This is a genomic window from Pantoea sp. Sc1 (assembly GCF_000255315.1).
Lineage (GTDB): Bacteria > Pseudomonadota > Gammaproteobacteria > Enterobacterales > Enterobacteriaceae > Pantoea > Pantoea anthophila.
Map to the genome: position 1 here is coordinate 3,420,444 of NZ_AJFP01000001.1, position 20,655 is coordinate 3,441,098.

Consider the following 20,655-nt stretch of genomic DNA (forward strand, 5'->3'; position numbering starts at 1 on the left):
TCTTTCCCGATTTATCGGGTCAGGTCGTCAAAGAATTTTTTCACACCGTCGAAAAAGCTCTTGGAGCGCGGGCTGTTGTGCTCGCCGCTCGGACCGCCAAAACTCTCTTCCAGTTCACGCAGCAGCGATTTCTGTTTCTCGTTCAGGCTGACCGGTGTTTCCACCACGACGCGACACAACAGGTCACCAACCGCACCACCGCGAACAGATTTCACGCCGCGTCCGCGCATGCGGAACAGCTTGCCGGTCTGGGTTTCTGACGGCACTTTCAGCTTCACGCGTCCATCCAGCGTCGGCACTTCAATCTCGCCGCCCAGCGCCGCCATCGCAAAGTTAATCGGCACTTCGCAGTAGAGGTTGTTCTCTTCACGTTCGAAAATCGGGTGTTTCTTCACCGAGACCTGAACATAGAGATCGCCCGCTGGCGCGCCCTGCTCGCCCGCTTCGCCTTCTCCGCTCAGACGGATACGATCGCCGGTGTCGACCCCGGCCGGGATTTTCACTGACAGCGTTTTCGACTTCTCAACGCGACCGTGACCGTGACAGGCGTTGCACGGATCTTTAATCACCGAGCCGCGACCGTGGCAGGTCGGACAGGCCTGCTGAACGGTGAAAAAGCCCTGGCGCATCTGCACCTGGCCTGCACCGTGACAGGTCGAACAGGTTTGTGGCTGCGTGCCCGGTTTCGCGCCGCTGCCGTGGCAGACATCACACTCTTCCAGCGTTGGAATGCGGATCTCTTTGGTCACGCCGCGTACCGCTTCTTCCAGCGTCAGCTCCATGTTGTAGCGTAAATCGGCGCCGCGGGATGCGCGCTGACGGCGTCCACCACCAAAGATGTCACCGAATACGTCGCCAAAGATATCGCTGAAGTCTGCACCGCCGCCGCCAAAGCCGCCGCCGCCGAATCCACCGCCACCCATGCCGCCCTGTTCAAAGGCTGCATGACCATATTGATCGTAGGCCGCACGCTTCTGCGCATCGGTCAGGATTTCGTACGCTTCTTTAGCCTCTTTGAATTTGGCTTCGGCTTCTTTATCTCCGGGATTACGATCCGGGTGAAATTTCATTGCCAGGCGTTTGTACGCCTTTTTGATTTCACGCTCGTCCGCGGATTTGGCGACGCCTAAAATCTCGTAGTAATCACTCTTCGCCATGTTTATTTAGCCCTTAACATGATCGCACGGGCGTGGAGAGATCTCCGACGCCCGTGCTGGTTTCAACGGCTGTCAGGCCAGCCGTCGCGCCCGGTCAGGGGCAATTATTTCTTGTTGTCTTTTACTTCTTCGAATTCAGCATCGACAACGTCGTCATCTTTCTTCGCTGACGCATCACCGGCATCGGCTGCACCTGCCTGAGACTGCTGTGCGGCTTCCATCAGTTTGCCGGACACTTCCATCAGCGCCTGCATTTTGGCGTCGATTTCCGCTTTGTCTTCGCCTTTCAGCGCAGTTTCCAGCGCGGCCAGTGCGGCTTCGATTGGCGCTTTGTCGTCTGCTGACAGTTTGTCGCCGGCTTCTTCCAGCTGCTTACGCGTGCTGTGGGCAATCTGATCGCCCTGGTTGCGCGTCTGTACCAGCTCTTCGAACTTACGGTCAGCTTCTGCGTTCGCTTCCGCATCACGCACCATTTTTTCGATCTCTTCGTCGTTCAGACCGGAAGAGGCTTTGATGGTGATTTTCTGCTCTTTACCGCTGTTCTTATCTTTCGCCGACACGTGCAGGATACCATCCGCATCGATGTCGAAGGTGACTTCGATCTGCGGCATACCGCGAGGGGCAGCCTGGATACCGTCGAGGTTAAACTGGCCCAGTGACTTGTTGTCATTGGCGCGCTTACGCTCACCCTGCAGCACGTGAATGGTCACGGCTGACTGGTTATCTTCAGCAGTCGAGAAGACCTGGCTGTGCTTGGTCGGGATGGTGGTGTTTTTGCTGATCAGCGACGTCATCACGCCACCCATGGTTTCGATACCCAGTGACAGCGGGGTTACGTCCAGCAGCAGCACGTCTTTCACGTCGCCACCCAGTACACCACCCTGAACCGCAGCACCGACAGCAACGGCTTCGTCCGGGTTCACATCTTTACGTGGCTCTTTACCAAAGAACTCGGTGACTTTCGCCTGAACCAGTGGCATACGGGTCTGACCACCGACCAGGATAACGTCGTTGATGTCAGAAACCGACAGGCCCGCATCCTGCAGCGCAACTTTCAGTGGCGCGATTGAGCGTGCAACCAGATCTTCAACCAGTGACTCCAGCTTAGAGCGGGTCACTTTGATGTTCAGGTGCTTAGGACCGGTCGCATCTGCAGTGATGTACGGCAGGTTAACGTCGGTCTGCTGAGCAGAAGAGAGCTCGATTTTCGCTTTCTCTGCGGCTTCTTTCAGACGCTGCATCGCCAGAGGATCGTTGTGCAGATCGATGCCCTGATCTTTCTTAAATTCAGCTACCAGATAGTTAATCAGACGGCTGTCGAAGTCTTCACCACCCAGGTGGGTATCACCGTTGGTTGCCAGAACTTCAAAGGTTTTTTCGCCATCAACTTCATCGATCTCGATGATGGAGATATCGAAGGTACCGCCACCCAGGTCATACACGGCGATGGTGCGGTTACCCTGACCTTTGTCCAGACCGTAGGCCAGTGCAGCAGCGGTTGGTTCGTTAATGATACGCTTAACTTCCAGACCCGCGATGCGGCCTGCATCTTTGGTCGCCTGACGCTGTGCATCGTTAAAGTATGCCGGAACGGTGATCACCGCTTCGGTCACTGGCTCACCGAGGTAATCTTCGGCGGTCTTTTTCATTTTCTTCAGCACTTCAGCTGAAATCTGCGGCGGTGCCATTTTCTGGCCTTTCACTTCCAGCCAGGCGTCGCCGTTGTCAGCGCTGGCGATTTTGTACGGCATGATTTTAATATCACGCTGAACTTCTTCGTCCTGGAAGCGACGACCGATCAGACGCTTAATTGCGAACAGGGTATTCTGCGGGTTGGTCACTGCCTGACGTTTAGCCGGTTGACCGACCAGAATTTCGCCATCCTGTGTGTACGCAATAATTGAAGGCGTGGTGCGATCGCCCTCGGCATTTTCCAGCACGCGTGCTTTGGTGCCATCCATGATCGCAACACAAGAGTTGGTTGTACCCAGGTCAATACCAATAATCTTACCCATCTAAACATCTCCCACTTAAATTCGTTGCCAATTTGGGTTGTGAACCTTTTATGTGGGCGGGTTGTTTGCATTCAACCTGCCAGCACATGCTTTTTTTCCAACGTTCACAACGCTCGATGAGAAGTAAATGGGGCCGCTTCGATGCGCATCAAGGGTTAAACCAAAAAAATTTTCACCTCTGGCCCGGTCGGGATCAAAGAACCCAGGCAGAACGCTGAATATGATGCGCCGCTCCGCTCGATGGAGTGAAGCGGAGTGCTTTTTATCATCAACGTTTACTGACCGCCGAGGAACTATGGCAAATTCAACACTGGCCAACCCTGCCCCGCTGGGATTAATGGGATTTGGCATGACAACGGTTTTACTTAACCTGCACAACGCGGGCCTGTTCACGATGGACGTCGCGATTCTGGCCATGGGGATTTTTTATGGTGGGATTGCGCAGGTGCTGGCAGGCCTGCTGGAGTTTAAAAAGAATAACACCTTTGGGCTGACGGCCTTTACCTCTTACGGGATGTTCTGGTTAAGCTTTGTGGCGATTCTGCTGCTGCCGGAAATGGGCCTCGCGAACGCCCCCGACGAACGTTTTCTGGGGGCCTGGCTGCTTCTGTGGGGCATCTTCACGCTGTTTATGTTTGTCGGCACGCTGAAAGGTGCGCGGATGCTGCAGTTTGTTTTCGCCACGCTCACGCTGCTGTTTCTGCTGCTGGCCGTAGCGCATCTGATGCATCTGCCTGCGCTGGTCACCACGGCAGGCTGGGTTGGCCTTCTCTGCGGCGCCAGCGCCTGCTATCTGGCCATGGGGGAAGTGCTGAACGAAACCTTTGGCCGTACCGTTCTGCCGATTGGCGAGAAGCCGCATCAATCATAATAAGACGCGGAGTCAGGCTCCGCGTCCTCTCACTACAGCGAATTAACCCCCTGATGCAGTTCTGGCTCGTGGCTGATATCGCGCCGCAGCCAGATCCCCGTCACCAGTCCCACCAGCGCCAGTGCCATCACATACCAGCATGGGGCCATCACCGACACATTCATCAGCAGCGACACAAAAATCGGTGTCAGGCCGCCGAAAATCGCATAGGCGAGATTGTAGGAGAAGGAGATACCGGTAAAACGGACTTCCGCCGGAAAGGCACGCACCATCACGAACGGGACGGCGCCCACGGCGCCAACACTGAGGCCGGCCAGTCCATACAGCAGGAAGAGCTGCTGCGGATAGAGTGCAGTCAGATGATAAAACTGCCAGCAGCAGATCGCCAGCAGCAGGCTGCCGACACACAGCGTGCGGCTGGCACCGAAGCGATCGGCCGCCAGGCCGGCAATAATACAGCCGAAGCAGAGCATGACGGTGGCCAGGCTGTTGGCCTGCAGCGTCAGCGCAGGCGCAATGCCCAGCTGTTTTTGCAGCCAGACCGGGGACATCAGGATCACCACCACAATGCAGGCGGAGAGCAGCCAGGTCAGCAGCATGGAAATGACGACCGATTTTTTATGTTCAGCCAGCACTGTTTTCAGCGGCAGCTTACTGGAGAGCGCTTTACGCTGCTGCATCTCCACAAACACCGGCGTCTCATGCAGCCAGCGGCGCAGCACCATCGCGCCCAGCCCGAACAGGCCGCCGAGGAAGAACGGGATGCGCCAGCCGCCATCATGAATCGCCTGGGGTGAGAGTAAGGTATTGATCAGCGTTGCCACCAGCGACCCCAGTAAAATTCCGATGGTCAGCCCGGCCGTCAGTGTGCCACAGGCGATACCGATGCGTTTATAGGGCACATGCTCAGCGACAAACACCCAGGCTCCCGGCACCTCGCCACCAATCGCCGCCCCCTGCAGCATCCGCATCAGCAGCATCAGTAACGGTGCGGCCACGCCGATAGTCTGCCAGGTGGGAAGCGCGCCCATCATCAATGTCGGCAGCGCCATCAGCATAATGCTCAGGCTGAACATCTTCTTACGCCCCACTTTATCGCCAAAGTGGGCCATCACGATGCCGCCCAGCGGACGTGCCAGATAGCCGGCGGCAAAAATGGCAAAGGTCTGCAGCTGGCGCAGCCACTCGGGAATATCGGCGGGGAAAAAGAGTTCGCCAATGACGGTGGCGAAGAAGACAAAAATGATGAAGTCGTAAAATTCCAGCGCGCCGCCCAGTGCGGCCAGCGCCAGGGTTCTGTAATCCTTACCGGTCAGACGCTGCGTAGAGGTCAGGTTCATAATAGTCCAGAGGCAAAAGATCGGGTTGTAAAGATCTAATTACTATACCGTCAATCTTTTGCCACACCAGCCGGGCTATAGCTTATGCCTGAAATGGACAATATTTAGTTGTTTATCTCACGTATCGCGCTTTTAGGCCGAAATGCTGCTACCACGTCGCGATGGGTTTCGACATACGGTCCTTCCAGCAGCTGTAAACAATAAGGTACAGAGGCAAAAATGCCGTGGACTTTGACGTTGCCCTGCTCATCTTTCAGCCCCTCCAGCGTCTCCCTGATCGACTTTGGCTGACCAGGCAGATTGAGGATCAGTGACTGCTTACGGATCACGCCGACCTGACGCGACAGAATCGCGGTCGGCACAAACTGCAGGCTAATCTGACGCATCTGCTCACCGAATCCGGGCATCTCCCGATCGGCGACGGCTAAGGTGGCGTCGGGAGTGACGTCGCGCCGGGCCGGGCCGGTGCCGCCAGTGGTCAGCACCAGATGGCAAAAGCGTTCATCGACCAGCTCGCAAATCGCCTGCTCAATCATCGGCTGCTCGTCCGGCACCAGTCGGGACTCCATTTCGAACGGGCTGCTGATGGCCGTGCTGAGCCAGCTCTCCAGCGCGGGAATCCCCTGATCCTGATAGATGCCGTTCGCGGCGCGATCGGAAACCGAGATCAGGCCAATGCGTAATGTATTCATGGTTAGCTTCGCTGTGAATGACCGCGGTGCGGTGGAGTAAAAGGGGAATAGCCGAAAGGATAATACAAAGTGAAAGGGTCGGAAAAGGGAAAACCGTGACGGCCTGCGCCGTCACGATCGGAGGATTACAGCAGTTCTGCCAGCATCTTCTCAAGTTTGCCCTGATCAACGGCAAAGTTGCGGATGCCTTCTGCCAGCTTCGCTACCGCCATCGGATCCTGGTTGTGCTGCCACAGGAACTCAGACTCGGTCATGCGGGCCGGACGTGCTTTCACTTCACCGCTGTAGCTCAGTTTACGCTCCAGGGTTCCTTCGCTCTCGGCCAGCTCTTTCAGCAGCGCAGGCGAAATGGTCAGACGGTCACAGCCAGCCAGCTCGATGATTTCACCGGTGTTACGGAAGCTGGCGCCCATCACGACGGTTTCATAGCCGTGCTGCTTGTAGTAGTTGTAGATTTCAGAAACAGAAACCACGCCGGGATCTTCGTGTGCCGCGTACTCTTTTTTGTCGGTGTTGGCTTTGTACCAGTCGAGAATACGACCCACAAACGGAGAGATCAGGAAAACGCCCGCTTCGGCACAGGCACGCGCCTGAGCGAAGGAGAACAGCAGCGTCAGGTTACAGTTGATGCCCTCTTTTTCCAGCTGCTCCGCGGCGCGGATACCCTGCCAGGTTGAGGCCAGTTTGATCAGGATGCGGTCATTGCTGATACCGGCATCGTTGTAGAGTTTGATCAGACTACGGGCTTTATTGATGCTGCCTTCGGTGTCGTAAGAGAGACGCGCATCCACTTCGGTCGAAATACGGCCCGGGATCAGTTTGAGAATTTCCAGACCAATGTTTACGGCCAGCTTGTCAGAAACCAGCTGCAGCTGCTCATCTTTATCGCTGCTCTGCTCACGCGCCCAGCCGATCGCTTCATCGATCAGTTTACGGTATTCAGGGATTTGCGCGGCGTTAAGAATCAGAGAAGGGTTAGTCGTGGCATCCTGCGGCTGATACAGCTTCATGGCTGCGATATCACCGGTGTCGGCAACGACGGTGGTGAGCTGACGCAGGGAGGTAAGTTTGTCCGTCATGTTCTTTTCTCTTAGTTAACTGTCAGTGTGAAAAAAGGCTGTTGCGATAATATCACGCGCCAACGGTGGCGCAAGGTCAGGGAATGCCGTTTACGATAGCGCGAACAAATAGGTGTGATTCGTCATTCTTTGCGGCTTTTTTGCTACACTGCGGAGCCTGATAAGCCGCCAATATCCTGTTAAAGCAGGCATTAAACGAGGAAGCAACTATGTTGATGGTGATCTCTCCCGCCAAGACGCTGGATTATGACAGCCCGCTGGCGACAACCCGCTATACCCAGCCTGCGCTGTTAGAAAAGTCACAACAGCTGATTGAGATTGCGCGTGACCTGTCACCGGCCAGCATCGCCTCGTTAATGGGCATCAGCGACAAACTGGCGCACCTGAATGCCGAGCGGTTTAACAGCTGGCAGCCCGACTTCTCGCCGCAGAATGCCCGCCAGGCGATTCTGGCGTTTAAAGGCGATGTTTATACCGGTTTGCAGGCGGAGACGTTCAGCGATCAGGATTTCGATTTTGCCCAGCAGCACCTGCGTATGCTGTCTGGCCTGTATGGCGTGCTGCGCCCACTCGATCTTATGCAGCCTTACCGGCTGGAGATGGGCATTCGGCTGGCGAATCCGGCAGGTAAAGACCTCTATACCTTCTGGGGTGACCTCATCACCGAAACGCTGAACGCCGCGCTGGCGGAACAGGGCGACAACGTCCTGATCAACCTCGCCTCAGATGAATATTTCCGGGCGGTCAGACCGAAAGCGCTACAGGCGCAGATGATTAAGCCGGTGTTCCTGGATGAGAAAAATGGCAGCTACAAAGTCATCAGCTTCTACGCCAAAAAGGCGCGCGGCCTGATGAGTCGCTATGTGATTCAGGAGCGCCTGACAAAGCCGGAGCAGCTTAAGGCGTTTGATCTGGAAGGCTACCGTTTTGATGCAGTCAGCAGCAGCGAAAGCGAGCTGGTGTTCAAGCGCGCGGAGCAGTAGCCCCGCGCGTCTTCTCTTTCCCGCAGCCGGGAAAGATTATTTCAGCAGGAATGCCCGCAGCGCGGCAAAGTCCGCCTGCATCTGGTGCGACAGCAGCGGGAGTTCCGCACGCTCCGCCAGCTCCGGCGGCAGCGTCAGGGTCTGCTCAAGGATCGCTTCCACGCTTTCACGGAATTTGGCCGGATGGGCGGTGCCAAGGAACAGGCCATACTCGCCCTCCTGCAGCTGATCGCGCAGCAGACGCCAGGCGATGGCGGCGTGGGGCTCAGAAATGTAGCCAATCTCAGCCAGTTCACGCATGGCGGCACGGGTGGTTTCGTCAGAGACCGCACCGCAGGCCAGGTCGGTCAGCCGCCAGGTTTTACGGCGGAACAGCTCTTCCACACGCGGCCAGTTGTTCGGCTGGCTGACATCCATCGCATTCGACAGGGTCGCGACCGTCTGGTTAGGCTGCCACTCGCCGTTTCCGAGGAAGCGCGGCACCGTGTCATTGGCGTTAGTGGCGGCGATAAAGCGCTTGATCGGCAGCCCCAGTGATTTCGCCAGCAGACCCGCCGTTAAATCCCCGAAGTTGCCGCTTGGTACGGAAACCACCAGCTGATTGCGTTTTTCCTGCGGCAGCTGCGCCACCGCTTCAAAGTAGTAGCAGATCTGCGCCAGCAGGCGGCTGATGTTGATGGAGTTCGCTGAGTTCAGGCCAATCGTCTTTTTCAGCACTTCATCATCGAACGCCTGCTTGACCAGCGCCTGACAGGCATCGAAATCGCCGTCGATGGCGATAGTTTCGATGTTGCCGCCCAGCGTACAGAAGAGTTTCTCCTGCAGCGGGCTGATCTTGCCCTGTGGATAGAGGATCACCACACGCACATTCTCCATGCCGTAGAAGGCGTGGGCCACGGCCGCACCGGTATCACCGGAGGTCGCGGTCAGAATCGTGATCTGCTCGTCTGAACCGGAAACATAGGAGAGCATCTGCGCCATAAAACGGCCGCCGAAATCTTTAAACGCCAGCGTCGGGCCGTGGAACAGCTCCAGACAGGCCACATCTTCACTGACCGCTTTGACCGGTGCCGGAAACGCAAACGCGGCTTTAACACGCTCATGCAGCTGTTCGGCCGGGATCTCATCACCAATATAAGCCGACAGAATTTTGCTGCTGCGGCTGACAAAATCCATCTCCAGCATCGCGTCGATGTCTGTCAGTTCAAACTCCGGCAGTTCCAGCGGAAAGAACAGACCCTGCTGTGATCCCAGACCCTGTTTCACCGCCTGGGCGAAGCTGACCTGCTCGTTGTGATCCTTAAGATTGTAGAGTTTCATGCGTTATCCCAATTGTCGTGCGCCAGCCGTGTCGAGACGGCAGATATGGACGAAGCCTTCATCGTTCTGCAGATAGTGCTGGCTCAGCCAGTCAGCCATCCGCTGTGCCGTTTCCATCTGATTGCAAACGGCGAAAAGTGTCGGACCAGAGCCTGAGATACCGCACGCCAGTGCGCCGATATCGTTGGCCGCCTGTCGCGCCTCGGCGAAGCCCGGCAGCAGTCTGGTGCGATAAGGTTCAGCAATGACATCCTGCATAAGTTTAGCGGCCAGCAGCGGCTGACGCGTGTGGCAGGCGTGAATGAAGCCCGCCAGCAGGCGGCCATGCTTGATGCACTCCTCTTTGCGGTACTGCGCCGGTAAAATCGCGCGCGCTTCGGCGGTCGAGACTTTAATGCCCGGATAGGCCATGACCCACAGCCAGTCATCAAAGCCGGGCACGGCCTGGCTGATAATCTCATTCTCCTGCAGCATCAGCTGAATGCCCCCGAGGAAGCAGGGCGCGACGTTATCGTAATGAACGCTGCCGGAGATGCGCCCTTCCAGCTCGCCCATCAGCGTCAGCAGGGTGCTGTCATCGAGGGGCTTACCGCAAAATTCATTCATCGCGACCAGACCGGCCACCACCGAGCAGGCGCTGGAGCCCAGCCCGGAGCCGATGGGCATGTTCTTCTCCAGCGTCATCGCCACCGGGATCTCTTTGCCCACCGCCTCGCAGAAGCGCTGCCAGCACTGATAAACGATATTCTCTTTAGGATCGGCGGGCAGCTTACTGACAAAACGTCCGGCGTTGGTCAGTGAAAAGTGCTCTGCCGCCTCCACGGAGACGCAGTCACCCAGCAGGGAACCGTCCACCGGCGAAACCGCCGCGCCCAGCACATCGAAGCCGACGCTGACGTTACCAATCGAGGCCGGTGCGTAAATTTTTACCATTTTTAAACTCCCAACTTCCATGACAGCGTGCGCAGCAGGTCGGCAAAGACACCGGCCGCTGTCACATCATTTCCTGCACCGTACCCGCGCAGCACCATCGGGATCGGCTGATAGTAGCGGCTGTAAAATGCCAGCGCATTCTCGCCATTTTTCACCTTAAAGAGCGGATCGTTGCTGTCTACGGCGTCAATTCTGACTTTGCAGACGCCGCCCTCTTCGATCACGCCGACATAGCGCAACACTTTACCCGCATCACGCGCCTGCGCAACCCGCGCGGCAAAGGCGTTGTCCAGCTCGGGCAGGCGCTGCATAAACTGCTCAACGTCTGCAATGTCGGTCAGGCTGGCGGGCAGCAGCGGCTCAATCTCAATATCCGTCAGCTCCAGCTGATGACCCGCTTCGCGCGCCAGGATCAGCAGCTTACGCGCCACGTCTGTGCCGGCGAGATCGTCACGCGGATCGGGTTCGGTAAAGCCCATCTCCCGCGCCATCTGAGTCGCCTGAGACAGGGAGACGCCTTCATCCAGCTTGCCGAAGATAAAGGAGAGCGAGCCAGACAGAATGCCGGAGAAGCGCAGCAGCTCATCACCCGCATTCATCAGGTTTTGCAGATTTTCGATCACCGGCAGACCGGCACCAACGTTAGTATCATAAAGGAATTTGCGGCGCGATTTGGCTGCGGCGGCACGCATCTGCTGGTAGTAGTTCCAGGATGAGGTGTTAGCCTTTTTGTTCGGCGTCACCACGTGGAAACCTTCGCTGAGAAAATCGGCATACTGATCGGCGACCGCCTGGCTGGAGGTACAGTCCACAATCACCGGATTAAGCAGATGATACTCTTTGACCAGCCGGGTCAGACGCGCCAGATTGAAAGGCTCTTTGGCTTCGCTTAATGCCGCTTCCCAGTGGCTCAGATCGATGCCGTGAACATTCGTCAACAGCGCATGCGAGTTGGCGATGCCGCAGACCCGCAGGTCGATATGCTTCTGCTTCAGCCACGCCTGCTGGCGATGTAACTGATCCAGCAGCGCACCGCCGACGCCGCCGACACCCACCACAAAGACTTCGATAACCTGATCGGTGGCGAACAGCATCTGATGCACCACGCGCACGCCGGTGATCACTTCATCGTTGTTAACCACGACGGAGATGGAACGTTCAGAGGAGCCCTGCGCAATCGCCACGATATTGATGTTGGCGCGCGCCAGCGCCGAGAAGAATTTAGCTGAGATGCCGCGCAGGGTGCGCATGCCATCGCCCACTACCGAGATCACCGCCAGATTTTCAATGATATCCAGCGGGTCCAGCAGGCCATCTTTCAGCTCCAGATAGAACTCCTCTTCCAGCACCTGACGCGCCCGCGCCAGCTCGCTCTGCGGCACGCAGAAACTGATGCTGTATTCAGACGAGGATTGGGTGATCAGCACCACGGAAATGCCGGTGCGCGACATCGCCGCAAACACCCTGGCCGCCATCCCGACCATCCCTTTCATGCCGGGACCGGAGACGTTAACCATCGCCATGTTATTCAGGTTGGTGATGCCTTTCACCGGATTTTCATCCTGCTCGCCTTCTGCCCCAATCAGGGTGCCGGGCGCCTGCGGATTGGCGGTGTTTTTGATCAGGCACGGGATCTGGAACTGCGCGATGGGCGCAATGGTGCGGGGATGCAGCACCTTGGCGCCGAAATAGGAGAGCTCCATCGCTTCCTGATAGGACATCGATTTCAGCAGGCGGGCATCCGGCACCTGACGCGGATCGCAGGTATAAACGCCATCGACATCGGTCCAGATTTCACAGCAGTCGGCGCGCAGACAGGCTGCCAGCACGGCCGCCGAGTAGTCTGAGCCATTACGGCCCAGCACCACCAGCTCACCGCGCTCGTTGCCGGCGGTAAAGCCCGCCATCAGGATCATATTCTGCGGCGGGATCTGGCTGGCTTCGATGCGACGGGTCGATTCGGCGATGTCGACGGTGGACTCCAGGTAGTGACCGACAGCGAGCAGCTTCTCTACCGGATCGATCACGCTGACCTCATGACCGCGTGCCTGCAGCAGCGCTTCCATAATGGCAATCGAGAGCTTTTCACCGCGGCAGATGATCGCCGCGTTGACGCTGTCCGGGCACTGCCCCAGCAGGCTGATGCCGTGCAGCACCTGCTTCAGCTGCGCAAACTCCAGGTCCACGCGGGTTTTCAGCCGCTCATATTCAAAGCCAGGCTGTGACTCAGCGAGGCCCTGCAGCAGCTCGCTGAAGATGCGCTCAGCGTCGCTGATATTCGGCAAAGCGTCCTGACCACTGATGGTTTTTTCAATCATCGCCACCAGGTGGTTAGTGATCTTTGCTGGCGCAGAGAGCACGGTTGCAACCTGTCCTTGTTGCGCATTACTTTCCAGAATGTCAGCGACGCGAAGAAACCGCTCCGCATTCGCTACCGAGGTCCCGCCGAATTTCAGCACTCGCATGATATAAACTCTCCTGAATTTAAGCCGAAAAAAAAGCCCGCACTGGTTAGGTGCGGGCTTTTTTTCTGTTTTTCCTGTATGCGTCAGCCCGCACCGTTACCTGTGGTAATGGTGATGGTAATAATTGTGGTGTTCAGGCTGATTTTACGCATTGAGATTTTTTTCTGTCTGTCTTTGTCTGTCCGTCTGGCATCCAGAAGTAAAGCAAAGCGCACATTAAGTCAACCCGATTTGTCCGGCGGGCCCGTTTCCCTGACTGCGCAGAGCCACCGGCGAAATCGTAAAACTCTCTTTGATCGTTTGCGATGCTGAACTTCTCTGCGATCTGTTACTGCAAAATCAGATTTTCGCCGAGGATTAATCTGCGAGTTTTTTTTCAATATCGTGCAGCAGACGATGCAGCATCGCCGTGTCGCGCTGTTCCAGCAGCCCCACCCGCTGATCGATCCAGTCAGAGAGTTTCTCATCATCACTCACCTCCAGCTGCGCCAGCAGCTGATGCAAACGCTGCCGCAGCGCCTGTAACTGCTGCCCGTCTGCGGCGGCGGTAAGCGGAGCCTCAACCTGGTTCAGCTTCGACAGCTGATAGCAGTAGACCATCACCGCCTGGCCGAGATTGAGTGACGGATAGTCATTCGCCATCGGGATGCCGGTCAGCAGATCGACCTGCTCCAGCTCCTCATTGGTCAGCCCGCTGTCTTCGCGACCAAATACCAGCGCCATACTCTTTACCCACTGACGCTTCTCCAGCAGCTGTGTTTCAACCTGCTCTGGCGTGGCGTAGTAGCGAAACTTTGCCCGACTGCGCGCAGTGGTGGCGACGGAGAAGTCGATGTCAGCTAATGCGTCAGCCAGCGTTGCAAACGTCTGGACGTTATCAAGGATCTCACCCGCGCCATGCGCGACCCGGCGCGCGGCCGGGTCCTGCCAGGCGTCGCTGGCGACAATGCGCAGCTGGCTGAAGCCCATGGTTTTCATGGCGCGCGCCGCAGCGCCGATATTTTCTGGCCGCGCGGGCGAGACGAGAATCAGGGGGAAGAGCATATTTATTCCATTGGTCCATTTACATAACGCCATATTAACATGACTGTTCAGGATTCAGCGGGCGGAAGCGAATAAGAAAAGCGGTGATTAACATTGTTAAAACCGGTTAAAAAAGCGGTCCGAATCTTTTTACCGGCGAAGCGGCCTTTATTAAAGAAACCACTATTAAAACATTTAAGTTCAACAAGATAGAATGTGATTACCAGTGGGTTTCATTTTGGAACCGAAGCGTGAAAAATGTAATGAAAATGATGCTTTTTGTGAGCTAAACGGGCAATCTACGAGAAGTTTTTCACAAAAGTGTTAACGTGCTACAATTGCATTTGATATAAGTCAACGAAGCGTTGTTTTTATGCTTATCGGTTGTAGTTGGTGCTGTTAGGTTGCTGTTAATGCAGTTAGGATATGCGCCATTATCATTCTCGCCTGGGGCATGCAATTTTCATCCTGACTGGCTGAGCTAATACTGTTGTTGACGTTGATAGATGGCTTATCAAAATATGATTTCGTACAACGGTTCAGCGCGGCCCGCTGCTCTCGATGATGGAGAACGCCATACCGCTGTACGCCCTGTTTTCAATTTGTTGGCAAATTTTAGGTAGCTAAACATGCAGACCCCGCACATTCTTATCGTTGAAGACGAACTGGTCACGCGTAACACCCTCAAGAGCATCTTCGAGGCAGAAGGTTATGTGGTGTATGAGGCGACTGATGGTGCAGAAATGCATCAGGTGCTGACCGACAATGACGTTAACCTGGTGATCATGGACATCAACCTGCCGGGTAAAAACGGCCTGCTGCTGGCCCGTGAACTGCGCGAACAGGCCAATGTCGCCCTGATGTTCCTGACCGGCCGTGACAACGAAGTTGATAAAATTCTCGGTCTGGAAATTGGCGCTGACGACTACATCACCAAACCGTTCAATCCGCGTGAGCTGACGATTCGTGCCCGTAATCTGCTGTCGCGCACCATGAATCTCGCCATGCCGGGCGAAGAGCGCCGTCAGGTTGAGAGTTACAAATTCAATGGCTGGGAGCTGGATATCAACAGCCGCTCACTGATCAACCCGAACGGCGAGCACTATAAACTGCCACGCAGTGAGTTCCGCGCCATGCTGCACTTCTGCGAAAATCCGGGCAAGATTCAGACCCGTGCCGATCTGCTGAAAAAAATGACCGGCCGTGACCTTAAGCCGCACGACCGCACCGTGGATGTGACCATCCGTCGTATTCGTAAGCATTTCGAATCGACGCCGGACACGCCTGAAATCATCGCCACCATCCATGGTGAAGGTTACCGCTTCTGCGGCGACCTGCATGAGTAAGCTGCGGTAAGCCTGAAAAAAACGCCCCTGCGGGCGTTTTTTTATGTTCAGTGCCACGGCATAATCGGCACGGCGCTGATCGCATTCTTCGGTGAACCATCGACGACTTTATCGGAGTAGGTCAGATAGACCAGGGCGTTACGCTTTTTATCGAAGAAGCGCACCACCTGCAGCTTTTTGAAGATCAGCGAGGTACGCTGGCGGAAGACCACCTCCCCCTCCGCCTTGCCCTGCGCGATTTTCTCACTCAGCTCCACTGGCCCAATCTGCTGGCACGAAATCGCCGCATCGGAGGTATCCTCAGCCAGCCCCAGCCCGCCTTTAATCCCACCGGTCTTCGCCCGGCTGATATAGCAGGTTACATTTTTAACATCCGGATCGTCGAAGGCTTCAACGACAATCTTGTGGTCAGGCCCGAATATCTTAAACACCGTGTCGACAGAGCCGATCTGTTCGGCGAGCAGCGGGCTGGAAAAGGTCAGTGCGGTCAGCGCAGCGAGGATAAGACGAGGTCTTGTCATGGGGTTACCATTGCAAATTGAATAGATGAACATGTAATGTACTGTCAATCGATATAATGACAAAACCAAAACGGGTTATGCCCGCACTGATTTAGCACAATCTTCCCCGGAAAACGGCCCACGTCTTTTGAGCAATGAGTGCTAATATTCTTCGATGCATTTAGCTGCACCACCAGAGTATGAGGATGTTTTATGGACCAAGCCGGTATCATTCGCGATTTGCTTGTCTGGCTGGAGAGCCATCTGGATCAACCCCTTTCACTGGACAACGTTGCCCAGAAAGCCGGTTACTCTAAATGGCACTTACAAAGGATGTTTAAAGACGTGACCGGACATGCGATCGGCGCCTATATCCGGGCGCGTCGCCTGTCTAAAGCGGCGGTGGCGCTGCGCCTGACCAGCCGTCCGATTCTGGACATCGCACTGCAGTATCGTTTTGATTCACAACAGACTTTTACCCGCGCCTTCAAGAAGCAGTTTGCGCAGACGCCGGCCTGGTATCGTCGCGCTTCCGACTGGAATTCCTTCGGTATTCGTCCCCCTATCCGTCTGGACAATGAGACGCAGCCGGAACCGACCTTCGTCACCCTGCCGGAAACGGTGCTGGTGGGTCAGACCCAGAACTACACCTGTATTCTGGAGCAGATTTCCAGCTACCGTGACGAGATGCGGATTCATTTCTGGAAGCAGTTCCTGCTGGAAACGGATACCGTGCCGCCGGTGCTGTATGGCCTGCATCAGGTGCGCGCCAGCCAGGAAAAAGATGACGAGCAGGAGATCCTCTACACCACGGCGGTACCGGCTGACAGCGCGGGCAGCCTGCACTCCGGTCAGAACGTCATTCTGGAAGCGGGCGATTATGTGCAGTTCACCTACACCGGCCCGCGCGTCAATCTGCAGGAGTTCATCCTGCTGCTCTACGGCACCTGCATGCCGACGCTGGGGCTGACCCGCCGTCAGGGGCAGGATATTGAACGCTTCTATACCCACGGCGGTAAAAAGCGTGCCGAGCCGCCGACAGAGATCCGTTGCGAATATCTGATTCCGATTCGCCGCCAGACCCCGGTCAGCTGATATTCAGGCTGCCGTCCTCATGACGGCGGCCTGCAGACCTTCAGCGCTGCAGCTCGTCGAGTGCGGGCGCATCCAGATGAGAGATATCACCCGCCATCTCCACAATCCACCCTTCGGCCAGCCAGGCGCTCTGCTGATAATCGACCCGCGAGAGCGAGCAGTTTCGCAGACGCAGCCGGCGTTCCGCCCAGGCAGGCAGACCGAGAATGGTGCTGACCAGCGATCCCAGCGCCATACCGTGACTGACCAGCAGCGGACAGCTCCCGGCCGGCAGGTCGAGACAGGCATTCAGCGCGGCGTGCATGCGCGCTGCCAGTTCGGACATGGACTCCCCTTCCGGGATGCGCCCGCCTTCGGTGCCGTTCACCAGCGTGGCACGCCACTGCTCTTCTGCGGCGGTTAAGCCATCCAGCGGACGCTTCTCCAGCACGCCCATATTGAGCTCCCGCAGGCGCGGATCGAGCGTCACCGTGCAACCACAGGCATCCGCGATAATCTCAGCGGTGCGGCGCGTGCGGCCCAGATCGCTGGTGATAACGTGGGTAATACCCAGATGTTTCACGCGTTCACTCACCTGATGCGCCTGCTGTTCACCTTTTTCCGTCAGCGGACTGTCGGACTGCCCCTGAATGCGACGTTCCGCATTCCAAACCGTTTCACCGTGACGAACAAGATAGACCTGTAACATAGTAGTTTCCGTTATACTGCGACCAGAATCGCCTTAGAGCCTGTCTGTAGCCTGATGGGCCAGGCGCTTAACCATCTGAGGGTTCAATTAATTATGTACCATGTTGTCGCAGCCACCACCAATCCAGCGAAGATTCACGCGATTGCGCAGGCATTCAACGACGTTTTCGGCGAAGGATCCTGCCATATTGAAGGGGTCGGGGTCGATAGTGGTGTTGCCGCCCAGCCGCTGAGCCACCTCGAAACGCGAACGGGCGCACGTCAGCGCGTAATGAATGCCCGTCAGGTGCGGCCTGAAGCGACATTCTGGGTGGCGATTGAGGCGGGGATCGAAGAGGACAGCGCCTTTGCCTGTATCGTGATAGAGAATCAGAAGCAGCGTGGCGAATCGCGGTCAGCCAGCTTTACGCTGCCACCGGCGGTGCTGGCGGGTCTGCGCGAAGGGCGGGAGCTGGGCGAAGAGATGGCGCGGTTAACCGGCATTGAAAATATCAAACATCAGGGCGGGGCTATCGGGGCGTTCACGCACGGCCTGCTCAGCCGCGCCAGCGTCTATCATCAGGCCCTGATTCTGGCGCTCTGCCCGTTTGTTCATCCGCTCTATCAGTCGTAATTACTTGCCGTCCAGATGCGCCTGCAGCCAGCGTTTCAGCTCCGGCGGCGCCTCTTTCAGACTGTTAGAGCCACGGGTGATGGTGGCGATACCCACGCCAAGTTCGTTTTTCAGCTCGCGCTGGCTCATCTCCCCCTTCATCAACTCTTCGATAATCCGCAGTCGTGTGCCAAACGCTTCCCGCTCATCCGCCGTCATCATCAGTTGCATCAGCGGCAGCGCGTGACCATCGGCAAAGGCCTGCTGCATCAGCCTGACAAAGCGCTGCCAGCTATCGTCGGCCGGAGGGGTTTCGGCTGAAGGGGAATGAGAATGGGTCATGAAGAGGCTTCCGTACTCGCTAAAGAGTACGGAAGCTTAGCACAGCTAGTAACGGCGATTCCACTCACCATCTGACAGGATTTTGTCAGGCTTGCCCATGAAGTGACGATAGTAGGCGTCATAGGCCAGCACGTTCTTCACGTAACCGCGCGTTTCAGAGAACGGAATGGTCTCGATAAATGCCACGGCGTCGAGATTACCTGCACTGGTTTTCAGCCAGCTTCGCACCCGGCCCGGACCGGCATTGTAAGCCGCAGAGGCGAAAATCCGGTTCTGGTCAAACTGCTGGTAGACATACTCCAGATACTGGGTACCAATCTGAATATTGGTTTCCGGATCGAGCAGCTGACTGCTGTTACTGTAGCCGGGGATGTCATACATCTTCACGGTGTGCGCCGCGGTGGCAGGCATGATCTGCATCAGACCACTCGCCCCGACCGGCGAACGCGCTTTCGGGTTCCAGGCGCTCTCCTGACGCGAAATCGCCATCGCATAGCTTGGCGGGATCTGCTTCACCTGGGTGTTGCGCTCGTAAACGCTCTGCCACGCCAGCGGGAACCGCTCTTTCAGACTGTCCCACATTTTGGCCGTGATCGTGGCCTGCACGCTGAGATCCCACCAGTCCTGCTCATTGGCGTAGCGCGCCAGCATCTGCTGCTGCGTATGTGTGCGGCTGCCGATCAGATTGCTCCACTCGCTGCGCGCCAGGTTATCCAGCCCCCAGTACATCAGTTCACGGACGCGCGCCAGCTCGGGGCCCTGCACCGTAGCACTGTCAGGCTTCGGTGCTTCATCAATCTGCAGCGGATAATCCACCCCCAGACGCTGAGCGGCCACCATCGGATAGAAGCCACGCGCCTGCATCAGTTTACGCAGGATCTCTTCCGCTTCCTCTTTGCGATCTTTCTCAAACAGCAGGTCAGCCTGCCAGTACTGCCACTCATCCTTCTCTTTGGCCTCCACCGGCAGACGGGCGATCCAGGTGTTCAGACCGCGCCGATCGTGCTGCGACAGCGCCAGCCGCACCCGGCGTTCCACCAGCGCGGTGGACTCACTGTTCATCACCACCGCATCGCGCCAGCGTGCCTGTTCAGCGGTCAGATCGCTGCCCATCATGCGCCAGACCACGATCTCTTTCAGCGCCTGCTCATCTTCCGGCCCCATTTTCTGCGCCCGGACCAGAATCGGGATCAGGCTTCGGGCGTTTTCCATATCCTGCCGCGCCACGCGGGTAAAGGCGTAAATCGTCGCCTGGCGGGTAAAGTCGGTGGGTCCGACGGCGCTGGCGAAGGTGCTGACCGTCAGCGGGTCCTGCTGCAGCGCCTGCACCGCGTCAGACATGGTCTGATAATCTGCCGGCAGGGTTTTCGCCAGATAGCTGACCAGGCTGTCGTTACCCGCCTTCATCGCCAGACGGATACGCTCCAGGATCGTGATCGGTGAAAGCTGACCCGATGACTGCCAGACCGAGAAGAGCTTATCGCAGTCGGCAGGCAGCGCAGTGCCGCGCAGCCAGATCTGCTTCGCGCCATCAAACGCGGCCTGCTGCTGACCCGTGGCCCATTTGGCGTAGTACCAGTTGCAGCGCGCCTGCACCGGTTTCGGTTCGGTCGGGCTGAAATTCAGCACGCCCTGCCAGTCCTGCCGGTAAGCCAGCACATTGATAAAGCGGGTGCTGAGCGAGCGCGCAGGCGGCAGTGTGGGATACTGGCGAATAAAATTCTGTACGGCCAGGGCGGTCTCCTGATCGAGATCCTGTGCCAGCAGGCGATATTGCAGATAAGGATAGAGCGGATAATCCTGAAGCGTGGGCAACAGCTGCTCCACGGTGGCCATCTGATTGCTGTCCCACGCCTGTTTAATTTGTTGATAACGTTGCCGTTGTTGATCAAGCGAATCGGCCCATGCGCTGCTGGCCGTACCGACCAGGCAGATCCCTATCATCCAGTTACGCCACTTCACCACGTAAATCTCCTCTGTTGCTGGGCGCCGGCGAGTTGCCAGGCAGTCTTCATGCTAACCAGGGCATCAGACTCTTGCCATGTTCTTCACAATATTTACGCACGCGACGGTTAAACGCACCGTCATCGTTCAGCCTGCGCGCCGTCATTGTGCAAATAATCATCAGAAAAACTTATCACCTGTCACTTTAAGGCGTTGAATCATCAGCTTAAAAAAGTGGCACACCCTTTGCTGTGTTGAATTCCATCTTGTA

At 56.7% G+C, this 20,655-nt stretch carries 19 protein-coding genes and 1 other annotated feature; of the genes, 5 read left to right on the forward strand and 14 right to left on the reverse strand.

Annotated features, from left to right (window positions below; genetic code table 11):
• Positions 1-11: 11 nt before the first annotated feature.
• Complete coding sequence (dnaJ, locus tag S7A_RS15885; protein ID WP_009092225.1) at positions 12-1,157, reverse strand: molecular chaperone DnaJ; 1,146 nt, start codon at positions 1,155-1,157, stop codon at positions 12-14.
• 104 nt (positions 1,158-1,261) lie between these two features.
• Positions 1,262-3,172 (reverse strand): molecular chaperone DnaK, encoded by a 1,911-nt coding sequence (gene dnaK, locus S7A_RS15890; RefSeq protein ID WP_009092227.1) that lies wholly within the window; start codon positions 3,170-3,172, stop codon positions 1,262-1,264.
• 295 nt (positions 3,173-3,467) lie between these two features.
• On the opposite strand from dnaK, the gene satP reads away from it, so the two are divergent.
• Entirely contained in the window at positions 3,468-4,043 is a 576-nt protein-coding gene (satP, locus tag S7A_RS15895; protein WP_009092229.1) for an acetate uptake transporter, read from the forward strand.
• A 32-nt stretch (positions 4,044-4,075) separates the two neighbouring features.
• Here satP and S7A_RS15900 read toward each other — a convergent pair whose 3' ends face one another.
• The 3 genes from S7A_RS15900 to tal all read right to left on the reverse strand — a co-directional run bounded on the left by S7A_RS15900 (position 4,076) and on the right by tal (position 7,154).
• Positions 4,076-5,383 (reverse strand): MFS transporter, encoded by a 1,308-nt coding sequence (locus tag S7A_RS15900; protein WP_009092231.1) that lies wholly within the window; start codon positions 5,381-5,383, stop codon positions 4,076-4,078.
• Positions 5,384-5,487: 104 nt separating this feature from the next.
• Positions 5,488-6,075, reverse strand: a complete 588-nt coding sequence (mog, locus tag S7A_RS15905) for a molybdopterin adenylyltransferase (RefSeq protein ID WP_009092232.1) — start codon at positions 6,073-6,075, stop codon at positions 5,488-5,490.
• Positions 6,076-6,200: 125 nt separating this feature from the next.
• On the reverse strand, positions 6,201-7,154 hold the full coding sequence (gene tal, locus S7A_RS15910) for a transaldolase (RefSeq protein ID WP_009092233.1): 954 nt from the start codon (positions 7,152-7,154) through the stop codon (positions 6,201-6,203).
• Between the two features lie 209 nt (positions 7,155-7,363).
• On the opposite strand from tal, the gene yaaA reads away from it, so the two are divergent.
• Positions 7,364-8,137, forward strand: coding sequence for a peroxide stress protein YaaA (gene yaaA, locus S7A_RS15915; protein ID WP_009092234.1), 774 nt, complete (start codon positions 7,364-7,366; stop codon positions 8,135-8,137).
• Positions 8,138-8,173: 36 nt separating this feature from the next.
• Here yaaA and thrC read toward each other — a convergent pair whose 3' ends face one another.
• The 5 genes from thrC to S7A_RS15935 all read right to left on the reverse strand — a co-directional run bounded on the left by thrC (position 8,174) and on the right by S7A_RS15935 (position 13,899).
• A complete protein-coding gene (thrC, locus tag S7A_RS15920; protein WP_009092235.1) occupies positions 8,174-9,457 on the reverse strand; it encodes a threonine synthase in 1,284 nt (427 codons plus the stop codon).
• A gap of 3 nt (positions 9,458-9,460) precedes the next feature.
• Positions 9,461-10,390, reverse strand: a complete 930-nt coding sequence (gene thrB / locus S7A_RS15925) for a homoserine kinase (RefSeq protein ID WP_009092236.1) — start codon at positions 10,388-10,390, stop codon at positions 9,461-9,463.
• Positions 10,391-10,392: 2 nt separating this feature from the next.
• Positions 10,393-12,855 carry a bifunctional aspartate kinase/homoserine dehydrogenase I gene (thrA, locus tag S7A_RS15930; protein WP_009092237.1) on the reverse strand — a complete coding sequence of 821 codons (2,463 nt, stop codon included), beginning with the start codon at positions 12,853-12,855 and terminating at the stop codon, positions 10,393-10,395.
• 26 nt (positions 12,856-12,881) lie between these two features.
• Positions 12,882-13,000: a sequence feature (Thr leader region), on the reverse strand.
• Complete coding sequence (gene thrL, locus S7A_RS21315; RefSeq protein ID WP_111209051.1) at positions 12,939-13,007, reverse strand: thr operon leader peptide; 69 nt, start codon at positions 13,005-13,007, stop codon at positions 12,939-12,941. (Overlaps the previous feature by 62 nt.)
• A 205-nt stretch (positions 13,008-13,212) precedes the next feature.
• Positions 13,213-13,899 carry a tRNA/rRNA methyltransferase gene (locus S7A_RS15935; protein WP_009092238.1) on the reverse strand — a complete coding sequence of 229 codons (687 nt, stop codon included), beginning with the start codon at positions 13,897-13,899 and terminating at the stop codon, positions 13,213-13,215.
• A gap of 608 nt (positions 13,900-14,507) precedes the next feature.
• On the opposite strand from S7A_RS15935, the gene arcA reads away from it, so the two are divergent.
• The gene (gene arcA / locus S7A_RS15940; RefSeq protein WP_009092239.1) at positions 14,508-15,224 is read left to right on the forward strand and encodes a two-component system response regulator ArcA; all 717 of its coding nucleotides are present in this window, start codon (positions 14,508-14,510) and stop codon (positions 15,222-15,224) included.
• Positions 15,225-15,271: 47 nt separating this feature from the next.
• Here arcA and creA read toward each other — a convergent pair whose 3' ends face one another.
• Entirely contained in the window at positions 15,272-15,745 is a 474-nt protein-coding gene (creA, locus tag S7A_RS15945; protein WP_009092240.1) for a protein CreA, read from the reverse strand.
• 192 nt (positions 15,746-15,937) lie between these two features.
• Between creA and robA the strand changes: the two genes are divergently transcribed.
• Positions 15,938-16,819 (forward strand): MDR efflux pump AcrAB transcriptional activator RobA, encoded by an 882-nt coding sequence (gene robA, locus S7A_RS15950; protein ID WP_009092241.1) that lies wholly within the window; start codon positions 15,938-15,940, stop codon positions 16,817-16,819.
• Positions 16,820-16,859: 40 nt separating this feature from the next.
• Here the strand turns inward: robA and gpmB are convergent, their stop codons facing one another.
• Positions 16,860-17,507 carry a 2,3-diphosphoglycerate-dependent phosphoglycerate mutase GpmB gene (gpmB, locus tag S7A_RS15955; protein ID WP_009092242.1) on the reverse strand — a complete coding sequence of 216 codons (648 nt, stop codon included), beginning with the start codon at positions 17,505-17,507 and terminating at the stop codon, positions 16,860-16,862.
• Positions 17,508-17,600: 93 nt separating this feature from the next.
• Here gpmB and yjjX point away from each other — a divergent pair, with 93 nt between their 5' ends.
• A complete protein-coding gene (gene yjjX, locus S7A_RS15960) occupies positions 17,601-18,119 on the forward strand; it encodes an inosine/xanthosine triphosphatase (RefSeq protein ID WP_009092243.1) in 519 nt (172 codons plus the stop codon).
• Here yjjX and trpR read toward each other — a convergent pair whose 3' ends face one another.
• Entirely contained in the window at positions 18,120-18,440 is a 321-nt protein-coding gene (trpR, locus tag S7A_RS15965) for a trp operon repressor (RefSeq protein WP_009092244.1), read from the reverse strand. It abuts the gene before it with no gap.
• Between the two features lie 45 nt (positions 18,441-18,485).
• Positions 18,486-20,405 (reverse strand): murein transglycosylase, encoded by a 1,920-nt coding sequence (gene sltY, locus S7A_RS15970; protein ID WP_009092246.1) that lies wholly within the window; start codon positions 20,403-20,405, stop codon positions 18,486-18,488.
• Between the last annotated feature and the right edge of the window lie 250 nt (positions 20,406-20,655).

Excerpts from the sequence above, each read along its gene's own strand:
- dnaJ (WP_009092225.1), bottom strand. The coding sequence starts at position 1,157 with ATGGCGAAGAGTGATTACTACGAGATTTTAGGCGTCGCCAAATCCGCG.
- dnaK (WP_009092227.1), bottom strand. The coding sequence starts at position 3,172 with ATGGGTAAGATTATTGGTATTGACCTGGGTACAACCAACTCTTGTGTT.
- satP (WP_009092229.1), top strand. The coding sequence starts at position 3,468 with ATGGCAAATTCAACACTGGCCAACCCTGCCCCGCTGGGATTAATGGGA.
- S7A_RS15900 (WP_009092231.1), bottom strand. The coding sequence starts at position 5,383 with ATGAACCTGACCTCTACGCAGCGTCTGACCGGTAAGGATTACAGAACC.
- mog (WP_009092232.1), bottom strand. The coding sequence starts at position 6,075 with ATGAATACATTACGCATTGGCCTGATCTCGGTTTCCGATCGCGCCGCG.
- tal (WP_009092233.1), bottom strand. The coding sequence starts at position 7,154 with ATGACGGACAAACTTACCTCCCTGCGTCAGCTCACCACCGTCGTTGCC.
- yaaA (WP_009092234.1), top strand. The coding sequence starts at position 7,364 with ATGTTGATGGTGATCTCTCCCGCCAAGACGCTGGATTATGACAGCCCG.
- thrC (WP_009092235.1), bottom strand. The coding sequence starts at position 9,457 with ATGAAACTCTACAATCTTAAGGATCACAACGAGCAGGTCAGCTTCGCC.
- thrB (WP_009092236.1), bottom strand. The coding sequence starts at position 10,390 with ATGGTAAAAATTTACGCACCGGCCTCGATTGGTAACGTCAGCGTCGGC.
- thrA (WP_009092237.1), bottom strand. The coding sequence starts at position 12,855 with ATGCGAGTGCTGAAATTCGGCGGGACCTCGGTAGCGAATGCGGAGCGG.
- S7A_RS15935 (WP_009092238.1), bottom strand. The coding sequence starts at position 13,899 with ATGCTCTTCCCCCTGATTCTCGTCTCGCCCGCGCGGCCAGAAAATATC.
- arcA (WP_009092239.1), top strand. The coding sequence starts at position 14,508 with ATGCAGACCCCGCACATTCTTATCGTTGAAGACGAACTGGTCACGCGT.
- creA (WP_009092240.1), bottom strand. The coding sequence starts at position 15,745 with ATGACAAGACCTCGTCTTATCCTCGCTGCGCTGACCGCACTGACCTTT.
- robA (WP_009092241.1), top strand. The coding sequence starts at position 15,938 with ATGGACCAAGCCGGTATCATTCGCGATTTGCTTGTCTGGCTGGAGAGC.
- gpmB (WP_009092242.1), bottom strand. The coding sequence starts at position 17,507 with ATGTTACAGGTCTATCTTGTTCGTCACGGTGAAACGGTTTGGAATGCG.
- yjjX (WP_009092243.1), top strand. The coding sequence starts at position 17,601 with ATGTACCATGTTGTCGCAGCCACCACCAATCCAGCGAAGATTCACGCG.
- trpR (WP_009092244.1), bottom strand. The coding sequence starts at position 18,440 with ATGACCCATTCTCATTCCCCTTCAGCCGAAACCCCTCCGGCCGACGAT.